The organism is Lederbergia sp. NSJ-179 (assembly GCF_022867885.1).
In the GTDB taxonomy this organism is placed as follows: Bacteria; Bacillota; Bacilli; order Bacillales; family Bacillaceae_C; genus Lederbergia.
In genome coordinates this window covers 1-21535 of sequence record NZ_JALIFP010000040.1, presented here as the reverse complement: position 1 = coordinate 21535, position 21535 = coordinate 1, and the positions used below count along the sequence as shown (strand labels likewise).

At 40.3% G+C, this 21535-nt stretch carries 19 protein-coding genes and 1 rRNA gene; 19 read left to right on the top strand and 1 reads right to left on the bottom strand.

All coding sequences use genetic code 11. From position 1 onward, the window contains the following. The first annotated feature begins 43 nt into the window (after positions 1-43). The 8 genes from spoIIE (at position 44) to hslO (ending at position 10488) form a co-directional block, all read left to right on the top strand. Entirely contained in the window at positions 44-2524 is a 2481-nt protein-coding gene (gene spoIIE / locus MUB24_RS19530; RefSeq protein WP_244707092.1) for a stage II sporulation protein E, read from the top strand. 205 nt (positions 2525-2729) lie between these two features. Further along, positions 2730-3464 carry a VWA domain-containing protein gene (locus MUB24_RS19525; RefSeq protein WP_244707115.1) on the top strand — a complete coding sequence of 245 codons (735 nt, stop codon included), beginning with the start codon at positions 2730-2732 and terminating at the stop codon, positions 3462-3464. Continuing rightward, entirely contained in the window at positions 3433-4377 is a 945-nt protein-coding gene (locus tag MUB24_RS19520; protein WP_244707090.1) for a protein kinase domain-containing protein, read from the top strand. The genes MUB24_RS19525 and MUB24_RS19520 overlap by 32 nt, the downstream gene beginning before the upstream one ends. A 216-nt stretch (positions 4378-4593) precedes the next feature. Next, entirely contained in the window at positions 4594-6018 is a 1425-nt protein-coding gene (gene tilS / locus MUB24_RS19515) for a tRNA lysidine(34) synthetase TilS (RefSeq protein WP_244707088.1), read from the top strand. Further along, entirely contained in the window at positions 6015-6560 is a 546-nt protein-coding gene (gene hpt, locus MUB24_RS19510) for a hypoxanthine phosphoribosyltransferase (RefSeq protein ID WP_244707086.1), read from the top strand. The genes tilS and hpt overlap by 4 nt, the downstream gene beginning before the upstream one ends. A gap of 99 nt (positions 6561-6659) precedes the next feature. Next, positions 6660-8660 carry an ATP-dependent zinc metalloprotease FtsH gene (ftsH, locus tag MUB24_RS19505; protein ID WP_244707084.1) on the top strand — a complete coding sequence of 667 codons (2001 nt, stop codon included), beginning with the start codon at positions 6660-6662 and terminating at the stop codon, positions 8658-8660. A 170-nt stretch (positions 8661-8830) separates the two neighbouring features. After that, complete coding sequence (locus tag MUB24_RS19500; protein WP_244707082.1) at positions 8831-9598, top strand: type III pantothenate kinase; 768 nt, start codon at positions 8831-8833, stop codon at positions 9596-9598. Between the two features lie 14 nt (positions 9599-9612). Further along, positions 9613-10488, top strand: coding sequence for an Hsp33 family molecular chaperone HslO (hslO, locus tag MUB24_RS19495; protein ID WP_244707079.1), 876 nt, complete (start codon positions 9613-9615; stop codon positions 10486-10488). A 366-nt stretch (positions 10489-10854) separates the two neighbouring features. Here the strand turns inward: hslO and MUB24_RS19490 are convergent, their stop codons facing one another. Next, on the bottom strand, positions 10855-12204 hold the full coding sequence (locus tag MUB24_RS19490) for an ABC transporter substrate-binding protein (RefSeq protein ID WP_244707077.1): 1350 nt from the start codon (positions 12202-12204) through the stop codon (positions 10855-10857). A gap of 328 nt (positions 12205-12532) precedes the next feature. On the opposite strand from MUB24_RS19490, the gene MUB24_RS19485 reads away from it, so the two are divergent. The 11 genes from MUB24_RS19485 to MUB24_RS19435 form a co-directional block, all read left to right on the top strand. Then, entirely contained in the window at positions 12533-13339 is an 807-nt protein-coding gene (locus MUB24_RS19485; RefSeq protein WP_244707075.1) for a helix-turn-helix domain-containing protein, read from the top strand. Between the two features lie 124 nt (positions 13340-13463). Then, a complete protein-coding gene (gene cysK, locus MUB24_RS19480) occupies positions 13464-14390 on the top strand; it encodes a cysteine synthase A (RefSeq protein WP_244707072.1) in 927 nt (308 codons plus the stop codon). A gap of 241 nt (positions 14391-14631) precedes the next feature. Further along, the gene (locus MUB24_RS19475) at positions 14632-15450 is read left to right on the top strand and encodes a VOC family protein (protein WP_244707070.1); all 819 of its coding nucleotides are present in this window, start codon (positions 14632-14634) and stop codon (positions 15448-15450) included. A gap of 5 nt (positions 15451-15455) precedes the next feature. Beyond that, positions 15456-16220 carry a MerR family transcriptional regulator gene (locus MUB24_RS19470; RefSeq protein WP_244707068.1) on the top strand — a complete coding sequence of 255 codons (765 nt, stop codon included), beginning with the start codon at positions 15456-15458 and terminating at the stop codon, positions 16218-16220. A 169-nt stretch (positions 16221-16389) separates the two neighbouring features. Then, positions 16390-17217 carry a dihydropteroate synthase gene (folP, locus tag MUB24_RS19465; protein WP_244707114.1) on the top strand — a complete coding sequence of 276 codons (828 nt, stop codon included), beginning with the start codon at positions 16390-16392 and terminating at the stop codon, positions 17215-17217. 64 nt (positions 17218-17281) lie between these two features. Then, on the top strand, positions 17282-17647 hold the full coding sequence (folB, locus tag MUB24_RS19460; RefSeq protein ID WP_244707066.1) for a dihydroneopterin aldolase: 366 nt from the start codon (positions 17282-17284) through the stop codon (positions 17645-17647). Further along, on the top strand, positions 17644-18171 hold the full coding sequence (folK, locus tag MUB24_RS19455) for a 2-amino-4-hydroxy-6-hydroxymethyldihydropteridine diphosphokinase (protein WP_244707064.1): 528 nt from the start codon (positions 17644-17646) through the stop codon (positions 18169-18171). The genes folB and folK overlap by 4 nt, the downstream gene beginning before the upstream one ends. Beyond that, on the top strand, positions 18123-18332 hold the full coding sequence (locus MUB24_RS19450) for a helix-turn-helix domain-containing protein (protein ID WP_244707062.1): 210 nt from the start codon (positions 18123-18125) through the stop codon (positions 18330-18332). The genes folK and MUB24_RS19450 overlap by 49 nt, the downstream gene beginning before the upstream one ends. Positions 18333-18359: 27 nt before the next feature. Then, positions 18360-19352 (top strand): tRNA dihydrouridine synthase DusB, encoded by a 993-nt coding sequence (dusB, locus tag MUB24_RS19445; RefSeq protein ID WP_244707060.1) that lies wholly within the window; start codon positions 18360-18362, stop codon positions 19350-19352. Between the two features lie 183 nt (positions 19353-19535). Beyond that, on the top strand, positions 19536-21020 hold the full coding sequence (gene lysS / locus MUB24_RS19440; RefSeq protein WP_244707058.1) for a lysine--tRNA ligase: 1485 nt from the start codon (positions 19536-19538) through the stop codon (positions 21018-21020). 304 nt (positions 21021-21324) lie between these two features. Further along, positions 21325-21535, top strand: a 16S ribosomal RNA gene (locus tag MUB24_RS19435); the annotation flags it as partial.

Genomic DNA, 21535 nt, shown 5'->3' with positions numbered 1-21535 from the left:
AATATAGCCAATTATAACTTTGTGTGGGGGAGTGCAATTAAAAATGGAAAAAGGAGAAAAAGGTTTTATGGAACCGTCCATTCACAATTCGGCTTTACGTGGGACAAAGCTAGACATTTCAAGCGGATTTAAGAAAGTGACACAAAAACTGGAAATCCTTATTTTGCAAAAAGGCTTGGCTTTATTTTTAGTTGCCCTGCTTTTAGGACGAGCTCTTATTTTGTCAGAGTTAACGCCATTTGTATTGTCGTTCTTTGCTGTTGTCTATTTATTGAAAAAAGATAAGGCACCTATTGTCCTTTTTGGCCTTTTGATAGGTTCCCTAACACTTGGGATAGGCCAGGCTATTTATACATTCGGACTTTGTTTCATTTATCTCATTAGCCTCAAGCTGCTATCTTTGATTGTTCAACAGAGTGCAAAAGTATTACCTTATGCGGTGTTCTTTATTTCCTTTTTAGTCAAATGTGGATGGTTATTCTTTCAAAATGGACAAACTTTATCGTCGTTTGATGCTTTAATGGCTGGAGTGGAAGCTAGCCTCAGTTTTGTTCTCATTTTTATTTTTATGCAGAGTATCCCTTTTCTTACATCTAAAAAGAGGAAAAAGTCTTTAAAGACAGAGGAGGTTGTAAGCCTCATTATTTTACTCGCCTCTATTATGACTGGAACAATTGGTTGGACATTGTATGATCTTTCGGTAGAGCATATTCTATCTCGGTATCTTGTCGTTCTTTTTGCTTTTACGGCAGGGGCAACCGTTGGGTCCACTGTCGGCGTGGTCACCGGACTTATCTTTAGCTTGGCCAGTGTAAGTAGCCTTATGCAAATGAGTTTACTTGCATTTTCAGGATTATTAGGTGGTTTATTAAAAGAAGGAAAGCAAATTGGTACGGCTTTCGGCCTTATGATTGCCACATTATTGATGGGATTATATGGGGAAGCGAATTCTCCCCTACTCGATACGATCTATGAATCAAGTATTGCCATTTTCCTTCTTCTCATAACACCTAAAAGTTGGACTGAAAATATAGCGCGTTACATACCTGGTACAAATGAATATACCCAGGATCAGCAAAGATATGCTCGGAAAATTCGCGATATTACGGCAAAAAGAGTGGAACAATTTTCGTCTGTTTTTCAGGCTTTATCCAATAGTTTTACACAAACGGAAAAAGTAAACGAATCTGAGAAAGTGGAAAAAGAATTTGATTATTTTCTAAGTGATGTCACAGAGAAGACCTGTCAAATGTGTTATAAAAAAGCTCATTGTTGGGGTTCTGATAACTTTGATACAACTTATGATTTAATGAAGAAGATTATGCATGAAATGGATGAAAATACGGGAACCATTCCTACTTCTCTCAATCAACAACTAGAGCGGCACTGTAATCGATCTCAAAAGGTGAAAAATGCAATTCATCAGGGATTAAATGTATACCAAGCGAATCAGCAATTGAAATTACAAGTAAAAGAAAGTAGGAAATTAGTTGCGGAGCAGCTTTTGGGTGTATCTGAAGTGATGGGAGATTTTGCAAAGGAGATCCAAAGGGAACAAGTCAATCATCAAAGACAAGAGGAAATGATATTGGATGCTTTACAAGATTTTGGGATTGAAATTGAAGAGGTAGAAATTTATAGTCTTGTACCAGGAAATATCGATATCGATATCACCTTACCCAGTCAAAACGTATTAGGTGAATGCGAAAAAATCATCGCCCCATTACTATCCGATATTTTAAATGAAACGATCATTGTCCAAAAGGAGGAGCAAGGTTCCTTTAATTTTCTTTATGCGACATTTCGCTCTGCCAAGACATATGTAGTGGAAACGGGTGTTGCCCATGCGGCAAAAGGAGGTGGGTTTCTTTCTGGAGATAGCTATTCCATGATTGAGTTAGGCCCCGGAAAATTTGCGGCAGCGATTAGTGATGGTATGGGAAATGGGCAAAGAGCTCACCATGAGAGCAGTGAAACATTAAAACTATTACAAAAGATTTTGAAGTCTGGTATAGAAGAAAAAGTGGCCATCAAGTCTGTTAATTCGATTTTGTCCTTGCGATCAACAGATGAAATTTTCTCCACATTAGATTTAGCTGTGATTGATTTACAAGATGCGCAAACAAAATTTTTAAAAATTGGTTCTACCCCTAGTTTTATCAAAAGAGGAAATAAGGTGTTGAAAATTGAGGCAGCGAATTTACCAATAGGAATGATTCAAGAGTTTGATGTAGATGTTGTCACGGAACAATTAAAGGCTGGAGACTTGCTGGTGATGATGAGTGATGGCATTTTCGAAGGCCCTAAAAATGTGGAGAATTATGAAATATGGATGAAACGCAAACTTAAAGAAATTGAAACGGATGACCCACAGTCCATATCTGATTTAATTATGGAAGAAGTTATTCGTACTTGCTCCGGAACAATTTCAGATGATATGACCATTATGGTATTAAAAATTAAACATAATACCCCTAAATGGGCTGCTATTCCAATTAAAAGTAAGGGAATGAAAATCTCCTAAATATATAGTATAAAATTCCCTATTCGGGGCAAGGATGGTAAAAACAGGAGGCCAACAGGATGTTGGTCAGGATGGGGTTGTGACTGTTGTCGCACCTTTAGGCCCACAGGACGTGGGGCAGAACGGCGCAGCGATTGTTGTCGCACCTTTAGCCGTTCATCCTCAAGATTTTGTCCTGTTTAATCGTCAAATTGGAGGAGAGCTTATGCCAAAAAGTCCTTTAAAACAAATTTTACTGATAACCGATGGATGCTCTAATCAAGGGGAGGATCCGCTTGCCGTGGCGGCTTTGGCCAAAGAAAATGGGATCACAGTCAATGTGATTGGTGTGGTTGAAAATGATGCAATGGAACAAAAAGGTGTGCAAGAAATTGAAGGGATTGCGGCGTCTGGTGGTGGGATCAGCCAAATCGTTATAAGTGCGGAATTATCACAAACTGTGCAAATGGTCACAAGAAAGGCGATGACACAAACCTTACAAGGTGTTGTCAATAAAGAATTACGGCAAATCCTTGGGAAGGAAACGGATATGGAGGAGCTCCCGCCTGATCAACGTGGTGAAATATTAGAGGTTGTCGATGAACTTGGAGAAACAGCGGATATGGAAGTGTTAGTTTTAGTTGATACAAGTGCCAGTATGAAATCCAAGTTACCAACAGTAAAAGAAGCATTATTAGACCTTTCTTTAAGTTTAAATGCACGGATGGGTGCTAATCGCTTCGCTGTTTTTATATTTCCCGGGAAACGAAAGGAAGTCGAAAAGCTTTTAGACTGGACCCCTAATCTGGAATTACTAACATCGACCTTTCCCAAACTAGCAGTCGGTGGAATTACACCAACCGGTCCTGCTTTACGTGAGGCCATGACCTATTTTAAAAAAAGGCGCTCTTTGAGAGGATTGCTAGCGAATGATGATGAATACATGGAAGACTCAATGTAAATTTGCTTCCGGGACAATCGTAACAGGAAAATGGCATGGAGGTCGTTACCATTTACTTAAGGAACTTGGTTCTGGAGCAAATGGGATCGTTTATCTTGCTAAAGGGAAGAATGGTCATACAGCTTTAAAAATGAGCACCGACAGCCTTTCGATCACATCAGAGGTCAATGTTCTGAAAGCTTTCGCTAAGGTCCAGGGGGCTTCCCCAGGGCCTTCTTTGCATGAGATAGATGATTGGGAGAGTCCAAAGGGGAGAATTCACTTTTACGCGATGGAATATATACAAGGTCCGGATTTGCTTACCTTTATACGTAGAAATGGGCAGACATGGACAGGTGTTATGATCGTTCAGCTTTTAGATGTGTTAGAGAAATTACACCGAGAGGGATGGGCTTTTGGCGATTTGAAGCCAGAAAATTTAATTGTCTCTGGACCACCTCCAAGGATTCGTTTTATTGATGTGGGAGGGACAACATTGAATGGACGAGCCGTGAAAGAGTTCACGGAGTTTTTTGATCGCGGCTATTGGGGGTTAGGAAGTAGGAAGGCTGAACCTTCTTATGACTTGTTTTCAACAGCCATGCTTTTTATTCATATGTATTATCCGAAAAAATTTACAAAAGGGGGAGATGGTGGGAAACAATTGATTCAACTGATCAATGCACAATCCGATTTATCGCGCTTTGGACCTGTTTTACAAAAGGCATTAATGGGAAAATATCATTCCGCTAAAAAAATGAAAGAGGAGTTGCTTATTTTATTATCCGAAAAAAAAGAGAAGCCACAATCCTACGCAAGAAGATATTCATCAAGGCGGAGAAAGAAAAAATCGGGCTCGTTAACAGAAACGGTGATCGTTTTATTACTGACCCTTGTCCTATATGCACTTTATATTTACAGTTACCTTTTATGAGATGAAATGGTAAAGTAATAGGTGAAAACCTGTTAGAGAACGTTCAAAAAGTCCGGTAAAAAGACATAAGCGAATTTCTTCGTTGGCTTGTTTCTCCGCTGCTCATGTATTTAAAAGCATACATTCCGCTGCTCGAAACTGCGCCGCCTTGAACTTCTTGGTCCTTTTTATCCTCCTTTTTGAACACGCACTGTTACGCAAAAAGGAATGGTAAATATGTTGCAATTTGAGCGAAAAACAGAAGCTTTTATAAAAAAGCACAGTTTGATTCAAGCAGGAGATTACCTTGTGGCAGCCGTATCAGGAGGTCCCGATTCACTAGCAATGGTAGACTTTTTGATTAAACGGAAAGAGAAATATGATATTCAAATAGCGGTGGCCCATGTTGACCATATGTTAAGGGGGGAGGAGTCGAAACAAGATCTTTTATTTGTAAAGGATTATTGTCTAAAACAGTCTGTTCCCTTTAAGAGTGCAGCGATTGACATTTCGCTTATGATGGAAAGGGAGCAAACAGGTTTGCAGGAAACAGCAAGGCATTATCGTTATCAATTTTTTGAAAAAGTGATGAAGGAGCTCCAAGCTAATAAGCTGGTGGTTGCTCATCATGGTGATGACCAAATAGAAACGATCTTGATGAGATTGACAAGGGGGGCAAGTGGGCCTGCAAGAGCGGGAATTCCAATTAAACGTCGATTTGGTGAAGATTGGGAGATTATTCGCCCTTTGCTCGCCGTCTCTAAGCAGGAAATTGAAGAGTATTGCGAGTCTTCCCAACTTGAACCACGTTTAGATCCAAGTAACCAAAAAAGAAATTACACTAGGAATCGCTTTCGATTAGATGTTCTTCCTTTTTTAAAACAAGAAAATGCGCAAGTCTTAGAACATTTTCAACGCTTTCATGAGGAGATAAGCGAAGATGAAGCCTATTTACAAAGACAAGCACAGGATCATTTTCAACAAATATGTCAAGTCAATGAAAATGAAGGAATTCGTTTTTCTATTCCCTCCTTTTTGATGGTACCTTTACCTTTACAAAGAAGAGTGATTCATCTAATATTAAACTATCTTTACCATTATCATACACTTGATATTAGGGGTATACATATTGATCTAATACAGCGTTTAGTAAGAGCTAAAAATCCGTCTGGGAGGCTCGATTTTCCTAAAGGGCTAAAGATTTTAAGGTCTTATACATTATGTCATTTTACTTTTATGGAAAAATGCCAGGTAGCGCCTTATTATTACGAGTTATATGAGGGGAATGAAGTGATATTGCCGAATGGTGGAATCTTGGGAATAAAAAGGATACAGGATGCTTCAAAAAATACGGATCAATCGGTTATTTGTATGGATCCGCAAGATATTGAGTTCCCCATTATTATTCGAACTAGAAAGCCAGGTGACAAAATAAGCTTAAAAGGGATGAAAGGGAGTAAAAAGATTAAAGATATTTTTATCGATCAAAAAATCCCTGTACATGAACGTGCGGTTTGGCCAATTGTAGCCGATTTTACCGGTAAGCTCCTGTGGATCCCCGGTTTGAAAAAATCCAGCTATGAACGAACACCTCAAAATAGAAATGATTATATTCAAATATATTATCATACCCAAACTACTCCTGGGGGGCAGGATGAATGAAAAATGATATTAAAGAAATCCTTATAACAGAAGAAGAAATTAATCGGAAAATTTCAGAGTTAGCTACTCAGCTTACAGATGAGTATAAGGATCGTTTTCCGCTTGCGATCGGTGTTCTAAAAGGCGCAGTTCCCTTTATGACGGATTTATTAAAGCGGATAGATACATATTTGGAAGTGGACTTTATGGATATATCCAGCTATGGAAGTGGAACAGTCTCCTCAGGAGAAGTGAAAATATTGAAAGACTTAAACACTCCTGTTGAGGGAAGAGATATTTTAATCATTGAGGATATTATTGACAGTGGATTAACTTTAAGTTATTTGGTGGATTTATTTCGTTATCGAAAAGCAAAATCGATTAAAATTGTCACCTTGCTGGATAAACCATCCCGTAGGAAAGGGAAAATTAAAGCTGACTATGCTTGCTTTACCGTTCCAGACGCCTTTGTTGTTGGCTATGGACTTGATTATGCGGAAAAATACCGTAATCTCCCCTATATTGGGGTATTAAAACCGGAAGTATATGAAAAGAATGAATAACAACAAAAAAGTATCTAAAACAGTGTGGAAAAGTTGTAAAGAGGTAAATGCCTATGATACTATTGAAGATAGTTTTTTTACCGTGGGAGGAGGTAAGGAATGAACCGGGTTTTTCGAAATGTCATTTTTTATGGACTCATTTTTCTCGTATTAGTTGGAATTTTGAGTTGGTTTAAAAACAGTAATGAAGTGACAAAACCTATTACGTATAATGAATTTGTATCACATTTGGAAAACGGCGATATCGAAAAATATACAATGCAACCTGAACGGGGCGTTTATGAAATTAAAGGGCAGTTGAAAGGCTCCAAAGAAGGGGATTTCTTTATTACGTATGTAATGAATAGCCCTGCAATGCTAGACCGCATCGATAAAGCCTCAACTGATTTAGAGGTGAAGCCAGCAAAAGAGACAAGTGTTTGGGTCTCGTTTTTAACGGGGATTATTCCGTTTATTATTATCTTTGTTTTATTCTTCTTCCTGTTAAATCAAGCTCAAGGTGGCGGAGGCCGCGTGATGAACTTCGGGAAGAGTAAGGCGAGATTATATTCGGAAGAAAAGAAAAAGGTCCGTTTTAAAGATGTAGCGGGCGCAGACGAAGAAAAACAAGAACTTGTAGAAGTGGTGGACTTCTTAAAAGATCCAAGGAAGTACACGGAATTGGGGGCTAGTATTCCAAAAGGGATTTTACTAGTAGGTCCTCCAGGAACAGGTAAAACCTTGCTTGCAAGAGCCGTGGCTGGAGAAGCAGGAGTACCATTTTTCTCCATTAGTGGTTCAGATTTTGTTGAAATGTTTGTCGGGGTAGGGGCATCCCGTGTTCGGGATTTATTCGAGAACGCAAAGAAAAACTCCCCATGTATAATTTTTATTGATGAAATTGATGCGGTTGGTCGCCAACGTGGTGCAGGTCTTGGTGGCGGGCATGATGAGCGTGAACAAACGTTGAACCAATTGCTTGTGGAAATGGATGGATTTGGTGATAATGAAGGAATTATCATTATTGCCGCTACAAACCGTCCAGATATTTTGGACCCAGCTTTACTGCGCCCAGGGCGTTTTGACCGGCAAATCACAGTAGATCGACCAGATGTCAAAGGTCGTGAAGCGGTATTGCGTGTGCATGCACGTAATAAACCTCTTGATGATTCCGTTGATTTAAAATCCATTGCCATGAGAACACCAGGGTTTTCAGGTGCAGATTTAGAGAACTTGCTAAATGAGGCAGCCTTGGTTGCGGCAAGGTTCAATAAAAAGAAAATCGATATGGAAGATGTCGATGAAGCAACAGATCGGGTCATAGCGGGACCTGCTAAGAAAACCCGTGTGATTTCCAAGAAAGAAAGAAATATTGTCGCCTATCATGAAGGTGGTCACACAGTCATTGGACTTGTGTTAGAAGAGGCGGAAATGGTTCATAAAGTAACCATCGTACCGCGTGGGCAAGCTGGCGGTTATGCTGTCATGCTTCCTAAGGAAGATCGTTACTTTATGACAAAGCCTGAATTGCTTGATAAAATCACAGGCTTATTAGGTGGCCGTGTCGCAGAGGAGATTACCTTTGGGGAAGCCTCTACAGGAGCCCATAATGATTTCGAACGTGCAACAGGGATTGCTCGAAAAATGGTGACAGAATTTGGAATGAGTGAGAAACTTGGTCCCCTACAATTCGGCCAATCGCAGGGTGGTCAAGTATTCTTAGGCCGCGATATTAACAGTGAGCAGAATTATTCTGATGCGATTGCTTATGAAATTGATCTAGAAATTCAGCGCATTATTAAACAATGTTATGACCGCGCTACACAGATCCTTACGGAACATAAAGATAAGCTTGAATTAATTGCGCAAACTCTTCTGGAATTGGAAACATTGGATGCTGAACAAATCCGCAGCTTGTATGAGGACGGGAAGCTTCCTGAGGGTCGAATGAGTACGGATGATAAGAAAGATCCGACGATAACGATTCTGCCAAAAGAAAAGACTGAAGAAGATTTAACGATTACAGAACAGCGGGAAGATGATCCGCTTGCTGGTCAATCTGGTAAGTTAGGACCTTCCAGACGACCAGATGAGGAAAAGAACGACCCCAGAAATGAATAGTACTAATCAGCAAAAAAGGCATCTTCGGATGTCTTTTTTGCTGATTAGATCAAGTGAATCGGGATTCTAGGCTAATTTATTTTTTTGCGCAGTCTGTGAATATCACATCCTGAAGAGAAATATGGTATGATGTTTTCGAGAAAAAGTCCGATGACAAAGTGGTGAAACAATTGATTTTAGTTTTGGATGTAGGGAATACAAATATTGTTCTTGGTGTTTATCATCGAGAACATTTAAAATATCATTGGCGTATGCAAACCAATCGTCATAAAACAGAAGATGAATATGGGATGGATATCAAAATGTTATTTCAATATGAGGGTATTCGTTTTGAAGATATTCAGGGAGTGATTATTTCTTCTGTTGTACCTCCATTAATGTTTACGCTAGAAAAGATGTGTGAGAAATATTTTCGCGTGAAGCCGATGATTGTAGGTCCTGGTATTAAAACGGGATTAAATATTAAATATGATAATCCTCGTGAAGTGGGGGCAGACCGAATCGTAAATGCTGTCGCGGGTATTCATGAATACGGAAGTCCACTCATTATTGTAGATTTTGGTACGGCTACAACATTCTGCTATATCAATGAAAAAAGTGAGTATATGGGGGGAGTGATTGCCCCAGGAATTGGCATTTCAACAGAAGCGCTTTATAATCGAGCTGCCAAGCTACCGCGGATCGAAATTACTCATGTGGACGAAATTATTGGGAAAAATACAGTCGCGGCCATGCAAGCTGGCATCTTGTTTGGATTCGTTGGACAGGTAGAGAGTATCGTACAACGAATTATTAATACATGTCGTACCAAGCCAACCGTTATTGCAACGGGTGGTCTTGCGAATTTGATTGCGACGGAAACAGACATGATTGATATTGTCGATCCTGATTTAACCTTGAAAGGCTTACAATTGATTTATAAACGAAACGAACAATGAAAGGAGGCTTCTATATGGAAGACTACTTAGTCAAAGCAATAGCCTATGATGGGCAGGTTCGTGCTTATGCGGCAGTCACAACAAACACGGTTGGAGAAGCGCAAGCCCGCCACCAAACATGGCCAACAGCATCCGCGGCACTCGGTCGAACGATGACAGCTGGAGTTATAATGGGGGCGATGCTGAAAGGTGAGGATAAAATAACGGTGAAGATAGAAGGCGGTGGACCGATCGGTATTGTGCTGGCGGATGCTAATGCATTGGGGCATGTTCGTGGCTATGTCACCAATCCACAAACCCATTTTGAATTAAATGAGATCGGGAAATTGGATGTGAGCAGGGCTGTTGGCGTAAATGGAACCTTAACGGTTGTGAAAGATGTTGGCTTAAGAGATCATTTTTCTGGTCAAGTTCCCCTCGTATCGGGTGAAATCGGTGATGACTTCACCTATTACTTTGCCAAATCTGAGCAGACACCATCATCCGTAGGCGTAGGTGTTTTAGTCAACCCCGATAACACGATTTTAGCGGCAGGGGGCTTTATTATTCAGATGATGCCAGGGGTTGATGAAGAAGTGATTTCTGAGATTGAACAAAAGCTGCAAGCCACTCCGCCTGTCTCTCGGTTAATGGCTGATGGTTATTCGCCAGAAAAAATGTTGGAGTGTTTTCTAAAGGATGTAAATATACTGGAAAAGCAGACCGTTGAATTTCGCTGTACTTGTTCAAAGGAACGTTTATCGAATGCGATTATAAGCCTAGGTAAAGAGGAAATTCATGCGATGATCGTGGAAGATGGGGAAGCGAATGCTCAGTGCCATTTTTGTAATGAAACATACCATTTTACAAAGGAGGAATTAGAAGGATTAGAGAAGGAATCACAGGGATAAGAAAAAAACTCGCATCCTGCGAGCCTCTCGGGGCTAGGCGCTGGAGCTGGATCCAGCATTAGGCTAAATTTATGCTTTCTTACCTTTTGGGAAAGGAAAAGAGGTCTCCTTTTAATAGGAGTGACACGGGGTGGAATTTCTTCATAGGGTAGAATCCTTATTGGATAAGTGAAAACGCAGTTCCAAGCGAATCATTGTTCCGCATCAATTAGAAAAACGGCGATTTTGAATGAAAATCAAGCCAGAATGACATAGCATACCAACCCTAATCATCTCAGTCAATGTCCAAAGGAAAAAACCGTTCACGCGGTTATCGAAGCGTGTGAACGGTTTGTACTGGCGGTACAATCACCGGGATACACAAAACTACTGGGTCGCCTGGATATCTTTCACCACTTTATTTGCCTCTTCTTGCGCTTCCCGCAACACTGTGTTTACATCTTTGTTTTCCAATGCGAGTTTTTTCCTGACTTCCTTCATCATTTCGTCAAGTTCACTATTATATGGAGAGGGTTTACGATCCGGAGACGGATCAATTGAGAAAATCTCCTGTAAATGTTTCCCTTCATACATGTCGGAACCAGCAGCGTACGACTCACGGATGTCCTCATTGTCAAGCACCGTCACCCTGTTTACCTGCTCACTTAAATAAGTCTGTGCCTCATCTGACATCATTTCCACCGCAATTTGTAAAGCCGCTTCCCGGTTTTTCGCAGTCTCGGGAATGACAAACGCGTGATAATCAACATTCCGACCGAGATCAGGGGTACTGGAAAACGCTGGAAATGTAGTAATATCCCATTCCACCCCGGTTTCTTCCATGACTGGAATCCTACTCGTAAGCGGAATCACCCAGTACGGAAACATTGCCAGTCGCCGTTCTTCGATAAACTTGGTTATCCCCCCATAACCATAATTCTCTTCATTCTCACCGATCATCCCAGGTATATTGTATGCTTGGTCAAACACACTTAACACTTCCTTAAATCCGTCCGTCGTCAAGTCCACTTCACCGTTATCATCGATATACGATAAAGAATGTGCTCGAAGGGCCTCGTGAATCCATCCTGGATCAAAGCCGATGTAGTCGACTCCATCCCGAGTTCCTGTCACTTGTCTGGCCAAGTCGATGACTTCATCCCAGGTCAAGCCCGCCTCAGGATAGTCCACCCCGAACAAATCAAAAATTTCTTTGTTATAGACTAATAAGCCGTAATTGAGCGAGATAGGCATTCCATAAATGGCGTCAGGCGTATCGAAAGTCTCCGACTGTTGCTTCAGATCGTCTATGATTGCTGGATTAATGCGACCCCAATCGAAATTTTGACGGTCGAGGAACTTCGACATATCTCCAGCCAGTTCCATATCAATAAGATCATACAACATAGGGTTGCTGGTAGTAATGATGTCTGGTACCTCTCCGGCTGCCACCATATCCTCCAAATTAACATCTTTCAGTAATTCAAAAGAGACATCAGGGTATTTGTCCGTGACAGGTTTGAACAATTCAGTGACCAAATCGTCATCTATCAGCCCCATCGTTTGGTTATAGATCGTAATCGTTACCGGCCCATCCAACACATTCTCGCTGTTTTCTGTTGCCTCGTTTTTCGTGGAACCACCGTCAGACTCAGCGCTATTTTTATTTTGGCAGCCGACCAATAGGCTTAAGGTAAGCAATAACACCAGACTTCCCCACCACACAAGCTTTTTCATCTATTGTCCTCCATTCTTAAAATGTACCGCATACAGATTGTATGCATCATAAGTTTATCAACTTTGCACCGATTGTAAATAAAGTATACGATAAAAACATACACTATTCTGCTAAATTAACAGTCTCGGTATTCCAAGCGAGTAATTTCGAACCCAATATTGAAATGGAGTGTAATCTAATGGGGAGGTGGTCATTTTTATAGTGTTTTCAAAAAGAGCATGTTAAGCTATATAATATATAATTTTTAAAAAATCAGACAACTAAGCATACTCTATCGGACTAGGCGAATGCCGAGAGACTATCTAAAATTTCAGGAGGCAGACATACGTGGAACCAGAAGTCTTGTTGTGCGGTTACTCCTATCACAAGAGGACATTTGAATACAACGAATTTAAACAAAAAGGTTTAAAAAGTTATCTGATCCGCTTGCAAACAGAAGGAACTGCTCTTGCTCGTGCAGGTGACCAGACGATTAAGACCGAGGTGGGAAGCCTTCTTTTATTGCCACCCGGCACAATATATTGGCTTCGTGTAGAAAGAAATGAGGGAAATTCCAACAAACGTGGACACCCGATCCACATTATGAGTGGCGACCACTACTTATTTTGTCAGGGGCCCTGGATAGAGCAATGGTGGGAACGTTATCCAAAGCCATTATGCGTCAATATCGAATTGCAAGAGTCCCTGCTTACATTATGGCGGACGTTGACGTTGGAAAATCGCCGTCAGGATAAGGATGACGAACTGATGTCTTATTTACTACGGGCAGTCTGTCTGCACTTGGATCGCGCGATTAAAGAAACTACACCCTCTTACCGCTTGATATATACCGCTTCCCGGATGAAGCGTTATATCGAAAGACATGTGAGTCATCCCTTCACAGTCGAAGATGTGGCCAAAAGCGTTAATTTAAGCGCGTCACGAGCTGCCCGCCTGTTCAAAGAGTATTACGGCAAAACGATCATGTCTTATGCTTTGGAAACTCGCTTGTTCGGGGCAGTCGATCGGATGAAGCATACGACGATGACACTTGAGGAAATCGCCCATCACAGTGGGTTTCGCAGCTACACTCATTTTCACCGCGTGTTCAAAGACAGATTCGGCCTACCGCCGTCTCGCTTTCGTAATCAATGAGTGAAGAGTGAACTCAAGTCCCACCAGCAGGACATGATTTTACCTATCACTTTATTGACTTTATGCGATTAGAATGGTATCATAAAATAAACCTATAAAATTACTAGGAATTAGAGGTGGGAAGATGGCGAATATAGCAAATTCAATAACCGATCTTATTGGAAATACCCCGATTGTGAAAATAAACCGTATAACAGATGAAAAGAGTGCAGATGTGTATGTAAAGCTGGAGTATATGAACCCAGGAAGTAGTGTAAAGGATCGGATTGCGTTAGCAATGATTGAAGCGGCTGAAAAGGAAGGAAAGCTCAAAGAGGGCGATACGATCATTGAACCAACAAGTGGCAACACTGGTATTGGATTAGCCATGGTTGCGGCCGCAAAAGGTTATCGGGCAATTTTGGTAATGCCGGATACGATGAGTATGGAGAGGCGTAATTTACTAAAAGCGTATGGTGCAGAATTAGTACTAACGCCTGGAGCAGAAGGCATGAACGGTGCAATTAAAAAGGCGAATGAATTAGCGCAGGAGCGCGGTTTTTTTGTTCCTCAGCAGTTTGAAAACGAGGCCAATCCTGAGATTCATCGTTTGACTACAGGAAAAGAAATTGTAGAGCAAATGGGAGACCAACTCGATGGATTTGTCGCTGGTATTGGAACAGGCGGTACGATCACAGGGGCTGGAGAAGTATTAAGAGAGCACTATCCTAGCATTAAGATCTATGCAGTAGAACCCGAGGATTCACCCGTCTTATCAGGTGGGAAACCCGGACCACACAAAATTCAGGGAATTGGTGCAGGTTTCATCCCACGTATTTTAGACACAAATATTTATGACGATGTCCTTAAAATAAAAAATGAAGAAGCATTTGAATGGGCCAGAAGAACAGCGCGTGAGGAAGGCATCTTAGGAGGGATTTCCTCTGGAGCAGCGATTGCCGCAGCTTTAAAAGTGGCAAAAGAGCTTGGAAAAGGCAAAAAGGTATTAGCGATTATTCCAAGTAATGGGGAACGTTATTTAAGTACACCGCTTTATCGGTTTGATGAATAAGAAATAAGATGCATATTGACTACGGAGGCAGGCCTGAAAAAGGGCTTGTCTTTTTGGGTATTCGGATTTTTTAGAGGATGCTCAAAAAGTAAGGATCAAATAGATGAACAGCTAAGTTCGCTCCGTCCTGTGGATTTACAATGAATAAAAAATGATTGAAAAAGGATTGACATTAAACTAACTTCAAGGTTTAGGATAAAATAGACCATTAAAAATTTCATATATAAGGAGAGTGGAAAGCATGATGTTTCGTTGGGATGGTGGTTTTATTATGGTTTCTTGGGATGGCTTCGACGAAGGCGTTAATTGGTATACAAACCACTTAGGTTGGGAATGTCTTGATAAGGTTATCTCACAAGTTGGAAAAAAGGCATTTTTAAAAATGCCAAAAAGTGGGGTAGTCACGTTAAAATCATTTGAAAGTGATTATGAACATTTTCAAAAAGGTGATGAAGGTGAAGGGAATGTAAGGCTATGTTTTGAAATTGAAGATTTACAGAAAACCACCGAATACTTTACCCAAAATAATATCTCTTATACAGAACCCGTTACTTTGCAAAACGGAATGAAAAGCTTTGATTTTTACGGTTATGAAAATGCTCGTTTAACTGTGTATGAAAATCCTCAGAAGACGGATCTTTTCCCGAATTCTTTAGTGGTAGGATTTGGTGAGGTGAATAGTCGAATTGGTGTAACCGATCTGGATAAGGCAGTCGAATGGTATACAAAAAATCTCGGTTTTATAAAAGTATCTGTCGATAATGAACTTGGTTTTGCCCGTCTACAAACAGAGGATGCCTATCATAAGATGGTGCTCAATGAAACGCTGTTGGACAATATCTTTCTTGAAAAAGTCGAAAAATCGGTCAAAGGAAATCCTTCAGTCCGTACATACTTTGACATTCGACCGGACGAGTTTTTTGATGCGTATAATATGTTAATAAAAAATGGTACCACTCCATCTCAAATAGCAGGTAATCCAATGAAAGGCTGGGGTGGGTTTCATTTTTTTGACCCAGATGGAAATCGCATCAACGTTTGGTCGTATCAAATGATGTGAAAACAATGTATTTGACCATTCGGGATTTTTCGGAAAAAACTGGATTGGCTCCCAGTACACTTCGATTCTACGATCGTAAAAAGCTCTTAGTACCAGAATGTAGATTAGAAAATGGATATAGGGCTTACAGCGAGGAACAGATTAGTGATGCTATTACGATTCATTCACTTCGTAATGCGGATATTCAAATAGATGAAATAAAGCATTTTCTCCATGCGGATGAATATGAAAAAAATAGTCTTCTTTCAAAATGGAGGCAAGAAGTAGAAATAAAAGTTTCGGCATTAAAGATTGCGCAACAGTATCTTGGTGGATTGAGTCCGAAGCAAATTCATATACATTTGGTTCGCTGGGAAGACCCGATAACGTTTATCTGGCATAGGCATACAGTTAGTAGAAAACCGCGACCTTTTCATGAAGTGATGATTCTTGATTTAGAAAAATTAAGAGAAAAAGGATATAAAGGAAATACAGGTTTCTTCGTCCGACAACTTCACTCAACCGGGCAAGAAATAACCGGTGAGGTAGGATTTATCTTAACTCAGGAACTTTTTTTAAACGATTTACCTGAAAATGGATATCTTGAGAAACTAGAGCCAACTCTTTTTGCTAGTATGGAATGCTCAACTGATAATGAATTTCTCTGTTTTCAATTCATTCAAATGATTAAACAATTTGAATTCGTTCCAAAAGGGCAAAAGCTGGAAAAATATGAATCTCCAGAAAGTGATACATTTCACTATCTAGTACCTATCATGAAACAGATTTAATTGATAAGGATGAATAGAAAAATTTATGGGAGGCAGGTCTTAAAGGCCTTGCCTTTTTCTGTGCAAATTTGGTGTTTACGCTAACTCAATGTCCTTTTCAAAAATATCGTTTAGCGGTAGACTGAAAGTATCTATTTAATGGGAAAGGTGTTTGAAAGTGGAGCGAATAATAAAATGTGGTCGATATCATTTAGATTTTACAAATAAAACATTAATCATGGGCATATTAAATGTCACACCAGATTCCTTTTCAGATGGCGGGCGCTTTACCGATGAACATCAGGCGGTTCAACATGCGACTCAAATGGTAGCGTTTGGTGCAGATATCATTGACATTGGCGGTGAATCGACAAGACCGGGTCATGAGCCCATATCTGTTGCAGAGGAAATAGCAAGAGTGGTTCCTGTGATTGAAGCCTTAACAGCGAAAGTGGAGGTTCCGCTATCCATCGATACATATAAAGCAGAAACAGCGGAACGGGCTGTGGCGGCTGGAGCTACAATGATAAATGATATTTGGGGAGCGAAAAGGGATCCAGAAATTGCGGATGTTGCAGCGAAAACAGGGTTACCAATTATTCTTATGCACAATCGTGAAGAACGAGATTACACTTCCTTTATTCGGGATGTTCTGAATGACTTGTATAAAAGTATTTCCATCGCGAAAAAGGCAGGAGTGAAGGATGAGCAAATTATTTTAGATCCAGGAATTGGTTTTGCGAAAGATTACCAAGAGAATCTAGAGATGATGAGGAACTTAGATAAATTGGTGGGACTTGGCTATCCCGTTCTTCTAGCGACCTCGCGCAAGCGAATGATCGGGACTGCGCTAGGTTTACCTGTAGATCAACGGATGGAAGGGACAGGCGCTACGGTCTGTTATGGTATTCAAAAAGGTTGCCAAATGATGCGTGTTCATGATGTCAAGGAAATCAGTCGAATGGCTGCGATGATGGATACGTTACTAGGAAAAACGCGTTCACCTCTTGCAAATTAGAATGTGAAGAATCGTTGAATCGGCTAACTGTTCAAGATCAATCTGTTAAAAAAGGACGAGTCATATGGATAAAATATTTTTAAATGAATTAGAATTTTACGGCTATCATGGTGTGCTACCGGAGGAAAATCGTTTAGGCCAAAGATTCCTAGTGAATCTCATTATAGAAAGCGACCTTCAGGAAGCGGGGCAAACGGATGATTTGGCGAAGACGATTAATTATGCGGATGTTTACCGAGATTGCAAGGAAATTGTAGAAGAGAAGACATACCAATTGATTGAGGCCGTTGCTGAAAGAATAGCGTCCGTCTTACTGGAAAAATATAAAATGATACAGCGTGTAACAGTAAAGGTGGTAAAGCCAGATCCGCCTATTCCTGGACATTATCATTCGGTCGCAGTCGAAATGACGAGGGAGCGAGCAAAATGAATAATGAAGCGTTTATATCTTTAGGTTCTAATATAGGCAATAGACTTGGGTACTTAAAACAGGCAATTCAAAAATTAAGAAACTGTCAGGAAATCAACATAGACAAGCTTTCTTCCATTTATGAAACAGATCCAGTTGGCTACACAGAACAAAATCAATTTTTAAATATGGCCATCAAAATAACTACATCTTTCCCTCCGCTCGATTTATTAACCAGATGTTTAGAAATTGAACGAGAAATTGGGAGGATTCGGGAGTTTAAGTGGGGGCCAAGGGTTATCGATCTTGACATTTTATTGTATAATGAAGAGAATGTTAAGATGGAGGATTTACAAATTCCCCATCCACGTATGAATGAGCGGGCTTTTGTCCTGATTCCGTTATTGGAAATCGACAGCAGTCTTGTCCTTCCAAGTTCAAATGCCCCTTTAGTTGAAGTCCTGGACGAAATACCTGATAAAGAAGGAGTTCGGTTATGGAAACAGATAAATGGGGAAGACGCATTCGCGCCTTTCGAAAATTAAAAGGTTTTACACAAGAAAGGCTTGCGAAAAGTTTAGGAATTTCTGTTTCGGTTTTTGGTGAAATAGAACGTGGCACACGCTTACCTACTGACACGATGTTAGAAAAAATAGCAGAAGTACTTGGTGTATCTGTTGAGGAATTGACACCAGATGATGAGTGAGAAAATTGATAGGAAAGGGGCTATTGGATGTTACAAATTGCTAATATTAAAATGAAAAACCAAGTGGTCCTTGCACCGATGGCAGGAGTATGCAACTCACCCTTTCGCTTAACCGTTAAGGAATTTGGCGCTGGACTAGTTTGTGCCGAGATGATCAGTGACAAAGGAATTGTCCATAAAAATGAAAAGACGATGAATATGCTTTATATGGATGAGCGCGAGAAGCCATTATCTCTACAGATTTTTGGAGGAGAAAAAGAAACGCTTGTGGATGCAGCGAAATTTGTAGATCAACATACAAATGCGGATATTATCGATATTAATATGGGGTGCCCGGTCAATAAGATCATTAAGTGTGAAGCAGGCGCTAGATGGCTTCTCGATCCTGATAAAATCTATGACATGGTCGCATGTGTCGTAGCGGCAGTAACAAAGCCTGTTACAGTTAAAATGAGAATCGGTTGGGATGAAGAGCATATTTTTGCTGTAGAAAATGCCCAAGCTGTCGAGAAAGCAGGCGGAGCGGCCGTTTCCATGCATGGCAGAACCCGAGTGCAAATGTATGAAGGGGAAGCAAATTGGGAGATTATCCGAAAGGTGAAAGAATCAATCGGGATTCCTTTGATTGGGAATGGAGATGTAAAGACACCTCAGGATGCCAAGAGAATGTTGGATGAAACAGGCGTTGATGGAGTTATGATTGGACGAGCTGCCCTTGGCAATCCATGGATGATCTATCAAACAGTTAAATATTTAGAAACCGGCCAATTAATGGGTGAGCCAACTGTTCAAGAAAAAATGTATGTTTGTAAACTTCATTTAGATCGATTAATTTCTTTAAAAGGTGAAAACATTGCGGTTAGAGAAATGAGGAAACATGCTGCTTGGTATTTAAAAGGAATTTGCGGAAATGCAAAGATTAGAAATGCCATTAATCAATGCCTTACTCGAGAAGAGTTAGTGAACTTATTAGACTTTATTTCTGAAGATGCGGCGACAAGGGATAAACAAGCAGGATAGTGTGATTTCATACTGCCGGTAATTGCTGGCAGTTGTTTTTGCTTTTTGGGTCTCTAGCTTCCATGTTAAGCCGGAGATTCAGAATAAGAGCATGCGCTTTTAGGTTGAAAATACGTCTATTCCATGATGGAGATGGCTAAATTATTTATACTCGCTTTTTTAAATTAGAATGGAGTGTTTTTTATGAGTCAGGAAGAAGTAAACGACCAATTGCAAGTAAGACGTCAAAAAATGCAATCATTGCGAGAAAAGGGGATTGATCCCTTTGGTAAACGATTTGAACGTACCCATGATACAAAAGAAATCAAAGGGTTATATGAACAACTTTCCCAAGAGGAGTTGGAAGAAAAGGCAGTCACGATTGCTGGCAGGGTTATGACGAAACGCGGAAAAGGGAAAGCGGGCTTTGCCCATATTCAGGATTTATCCGGGCAAATTCAAATTTATGTACGTAAGGATGTAGTTGGTGAAGAACAATATGAGCTTTTTAAGTCAGTAGATCTAGGTGATTTAGTCGGGATAACAGGAACAGTATTTAAAACGAAAGTAGGAGAGTTATCCGTTAAAGTTACCGACTTTATTTTATTAACAAAAGCTTTACGTCCATTACCAGACAAATTTCATGGATTAAAAGATGTGGAACAACGCTACCGTCAACGCTATCTTGATTTGATCACAAATCAAAACAGTAAAGAAACTTTTATTAAAAGAAGTAGGATTTTACATGAAATTAGGCATTACTTGGACGAAAAAGGGTATTTGGAAGTAGAAACACCGATGCTGCATGCGATTGCGGGTGGAGCAGCTGCGCGCCCATTTGAAACGCATCATAATGCTTTAGACATGCCATTTTATATGCGGATTGCCATTGAGCTTCACTTGAAACGGCTGATTGTCGGCGGCCTTGAAAAAGTATATGAAATCGGCCGTGTATTTAGAAATGAAGGGGTGTCGACTCGGCATAATCCTGAATTTACAATGATTGAACTGTATGAAGCTTATGCTGATTTTAAAGATATTATGGAATTAACAGAGAATTTAATTGCACACGTCGCAAAAGAGGTACTTGGCTCCACTAAAATTGAATATGGAGACTATGAAGTGAACTTAGAACCTAGATGGCGTCGTCTCCATATGGTGGATGCTGTGAAAGAATACACAGGAGTCGACTTCTGGGAGAATATGAGTGACGATGAAGCGAAACAATTGGCCAAAGAAAATGGGATAGAAATAACAGACCATATGACCTTTGGGCATATTGTGAATGAATTCTTTGAACAAAAGGTTGAAGAAGAATTGATACAACCAACATTTATTTATGGACATCCCGTTGAAATATCCCCATTAGCGAAAAAGAATGATGAAGATCCTAGATTCACAGATCGCTTTGAATTATTTATCGTAGGACGAGAGCACGCCAATGCCTTTACCGAATTAAATGATCCAATTGATCAGAGAGAACGTTTTGAAAGTCAATTGCTTGAACGGGAACAGGGTAATGATGAAGCACATGAAATGGATGAGGACTTTGTTGAAGCGTTGGAATACGGCATGCCACCTACTGGCGGACTTGGAATCGGAATTGACCGCTTGGTAATGTTACTAACCAACTCGCCATCCATACGTGATGTTCTTCTATTCCCATTAATGAGGAAAAGAGACTCATAACATGTTATTAAGAGGTACGGTCTGGACAATATTCCGTACCTCTGAAATATTTATGATAAAAATTTAAAATAAGTGTTGCATACTTGAAAAATCGGTGGTATATTAATAATCGTTCCTTAAAAAGAGGAAACAAAAATAAAAAAAGTTATTGACATGGTATTCTACTTTTGGTAAAATAGAAAAGTCGCCAATGAGGCGGTTGGAAGTTTGATCTTTGAAAACTGAACGAAACGAACGTCAATAAATAATGGATAAATGGTTTTAAACCATTGCCAGCAATTGAGAAGGAACACAAACTTCTCTCATTTATGAGAGTTTGATCCTGGCTCAGGACGAACGCTGGCGGCGTGCCTAATACATGCAAGTCGAGCGCATCGAATGGGAGCTTGCTTCCAAAAGATGAGCGGCGGACGGGTGAGTAACACGTGGGCAACCTGCCTGTAAGACTGGGATAACTTGCGGAAACGTGAGCTAATACCGGATAATTTCTTTCTTCACATGGAGAGAGGTTGAAA

Bases quoted from the DNA above. Each gene is read 5' to 3' on its own strand.
- ftsH (WP_244707084.1), top strand. From the start codon at position 6,660: ATGAACCGGGTTTTTCGAAATGTCATTTTTTATGGACTCATTTTTCTC.
- dusB (WP_244707060.1), top strand. From the start codon at position 18,360: ATGTTACAAATTGCTAATATTAAAATGAAAAACCAAGTGGTCCTTGCA.
- MUB24_RS19490 (WP_244707077.1), bottom strand. From the start codon at position 12,204: ATGAAAAAGCTTGTGTGGTGGGGAAGTCTGGTGTTATTGCTTACCTTA.
- lysS (WP_244707058.1), top strand. From the start codon at position 19,536: ATGAGTCAGGAAGAAGTAAACGACCAATTGCAAGTAAGACGTCAAAAA.
- MUB24_RS19520 (WP_244707090.1), top strand. From the start codon at position 3,433: ATGATGATGAATACATGGAAGACTCAATGTAAATTTGCTTCCGGGACA.
- hslO (WP_244707079.1), top strand. From the start codon at position 9,613: ATGGAAGACTACTTAGTCAAAGCAATAGCCTATGATGGGCAGGTTCGT.
- MUB24_RS19470 (WP_244707068.1), top strand. From the start codon at position 15,456: ATGTATTTGACCATTCGGGATTTTTCGGAAAAAACTGGATTGGCTCCC.
- MUB24_RS19525 (WP_244707115.1), top strand. From the start codon at position 2,730: ATGCCAAAAAGTCCTTTAAAACAAATTTTACTGATAACCGATGGATGC.
- folB (WP_244707066.1), top strand. From the start codon at position 17,282: ATGGATAAAATATTTTTAAATGAATTAGAATTTTACGGCTATCATGGT.
- MUB24_RS19450 (WP_244707062.1), top strand. From the start codon at position 18,123: ATGGAAACAGATAAATGGGGAAGACGCATTCGCGCCTTTCGAAAATTA.
- tilS (WP_244707088.1), top strand. From the start codon at position 4,594: ATGTTGCAATTTGAGCGAAAAACAGAAGCTTTTATAAAAAAGCACAGT.
- MUB24_RS19475 (WP_244707070.1), top strand. From the start codon at position 14,632: ATGATGTTTCGTTGGGATGGTGGTTTTATTATGGTTTCTTGGGATGGC.
- spoIIE (WP_244707092.1), top strand. From the start codon at position 44: ATGGAAAAAGGAGAAAAAGGTTTTATGGAACCGTCCATTCACAATTCG.
- cysK (WP_244707072.1), top strand. From the start codon at position 13,464: ATGGCGAATATAGCAAATTCAATAACCGATCTTATTGGAAATACCCCG.
- hpt (WP_244707086.1), top strand. From the start codon at position 6,015: ATGAAAAATGATATTAAAGAAATCCTTATAACAGAAGAAGAAATTAAT.
- folK (WP_244707064.1), top strand. From the start codon at position 17,644: ATGAATAATGAAGCGTTTATATCTTTAGGTTCTAATATAGGCAATAGA.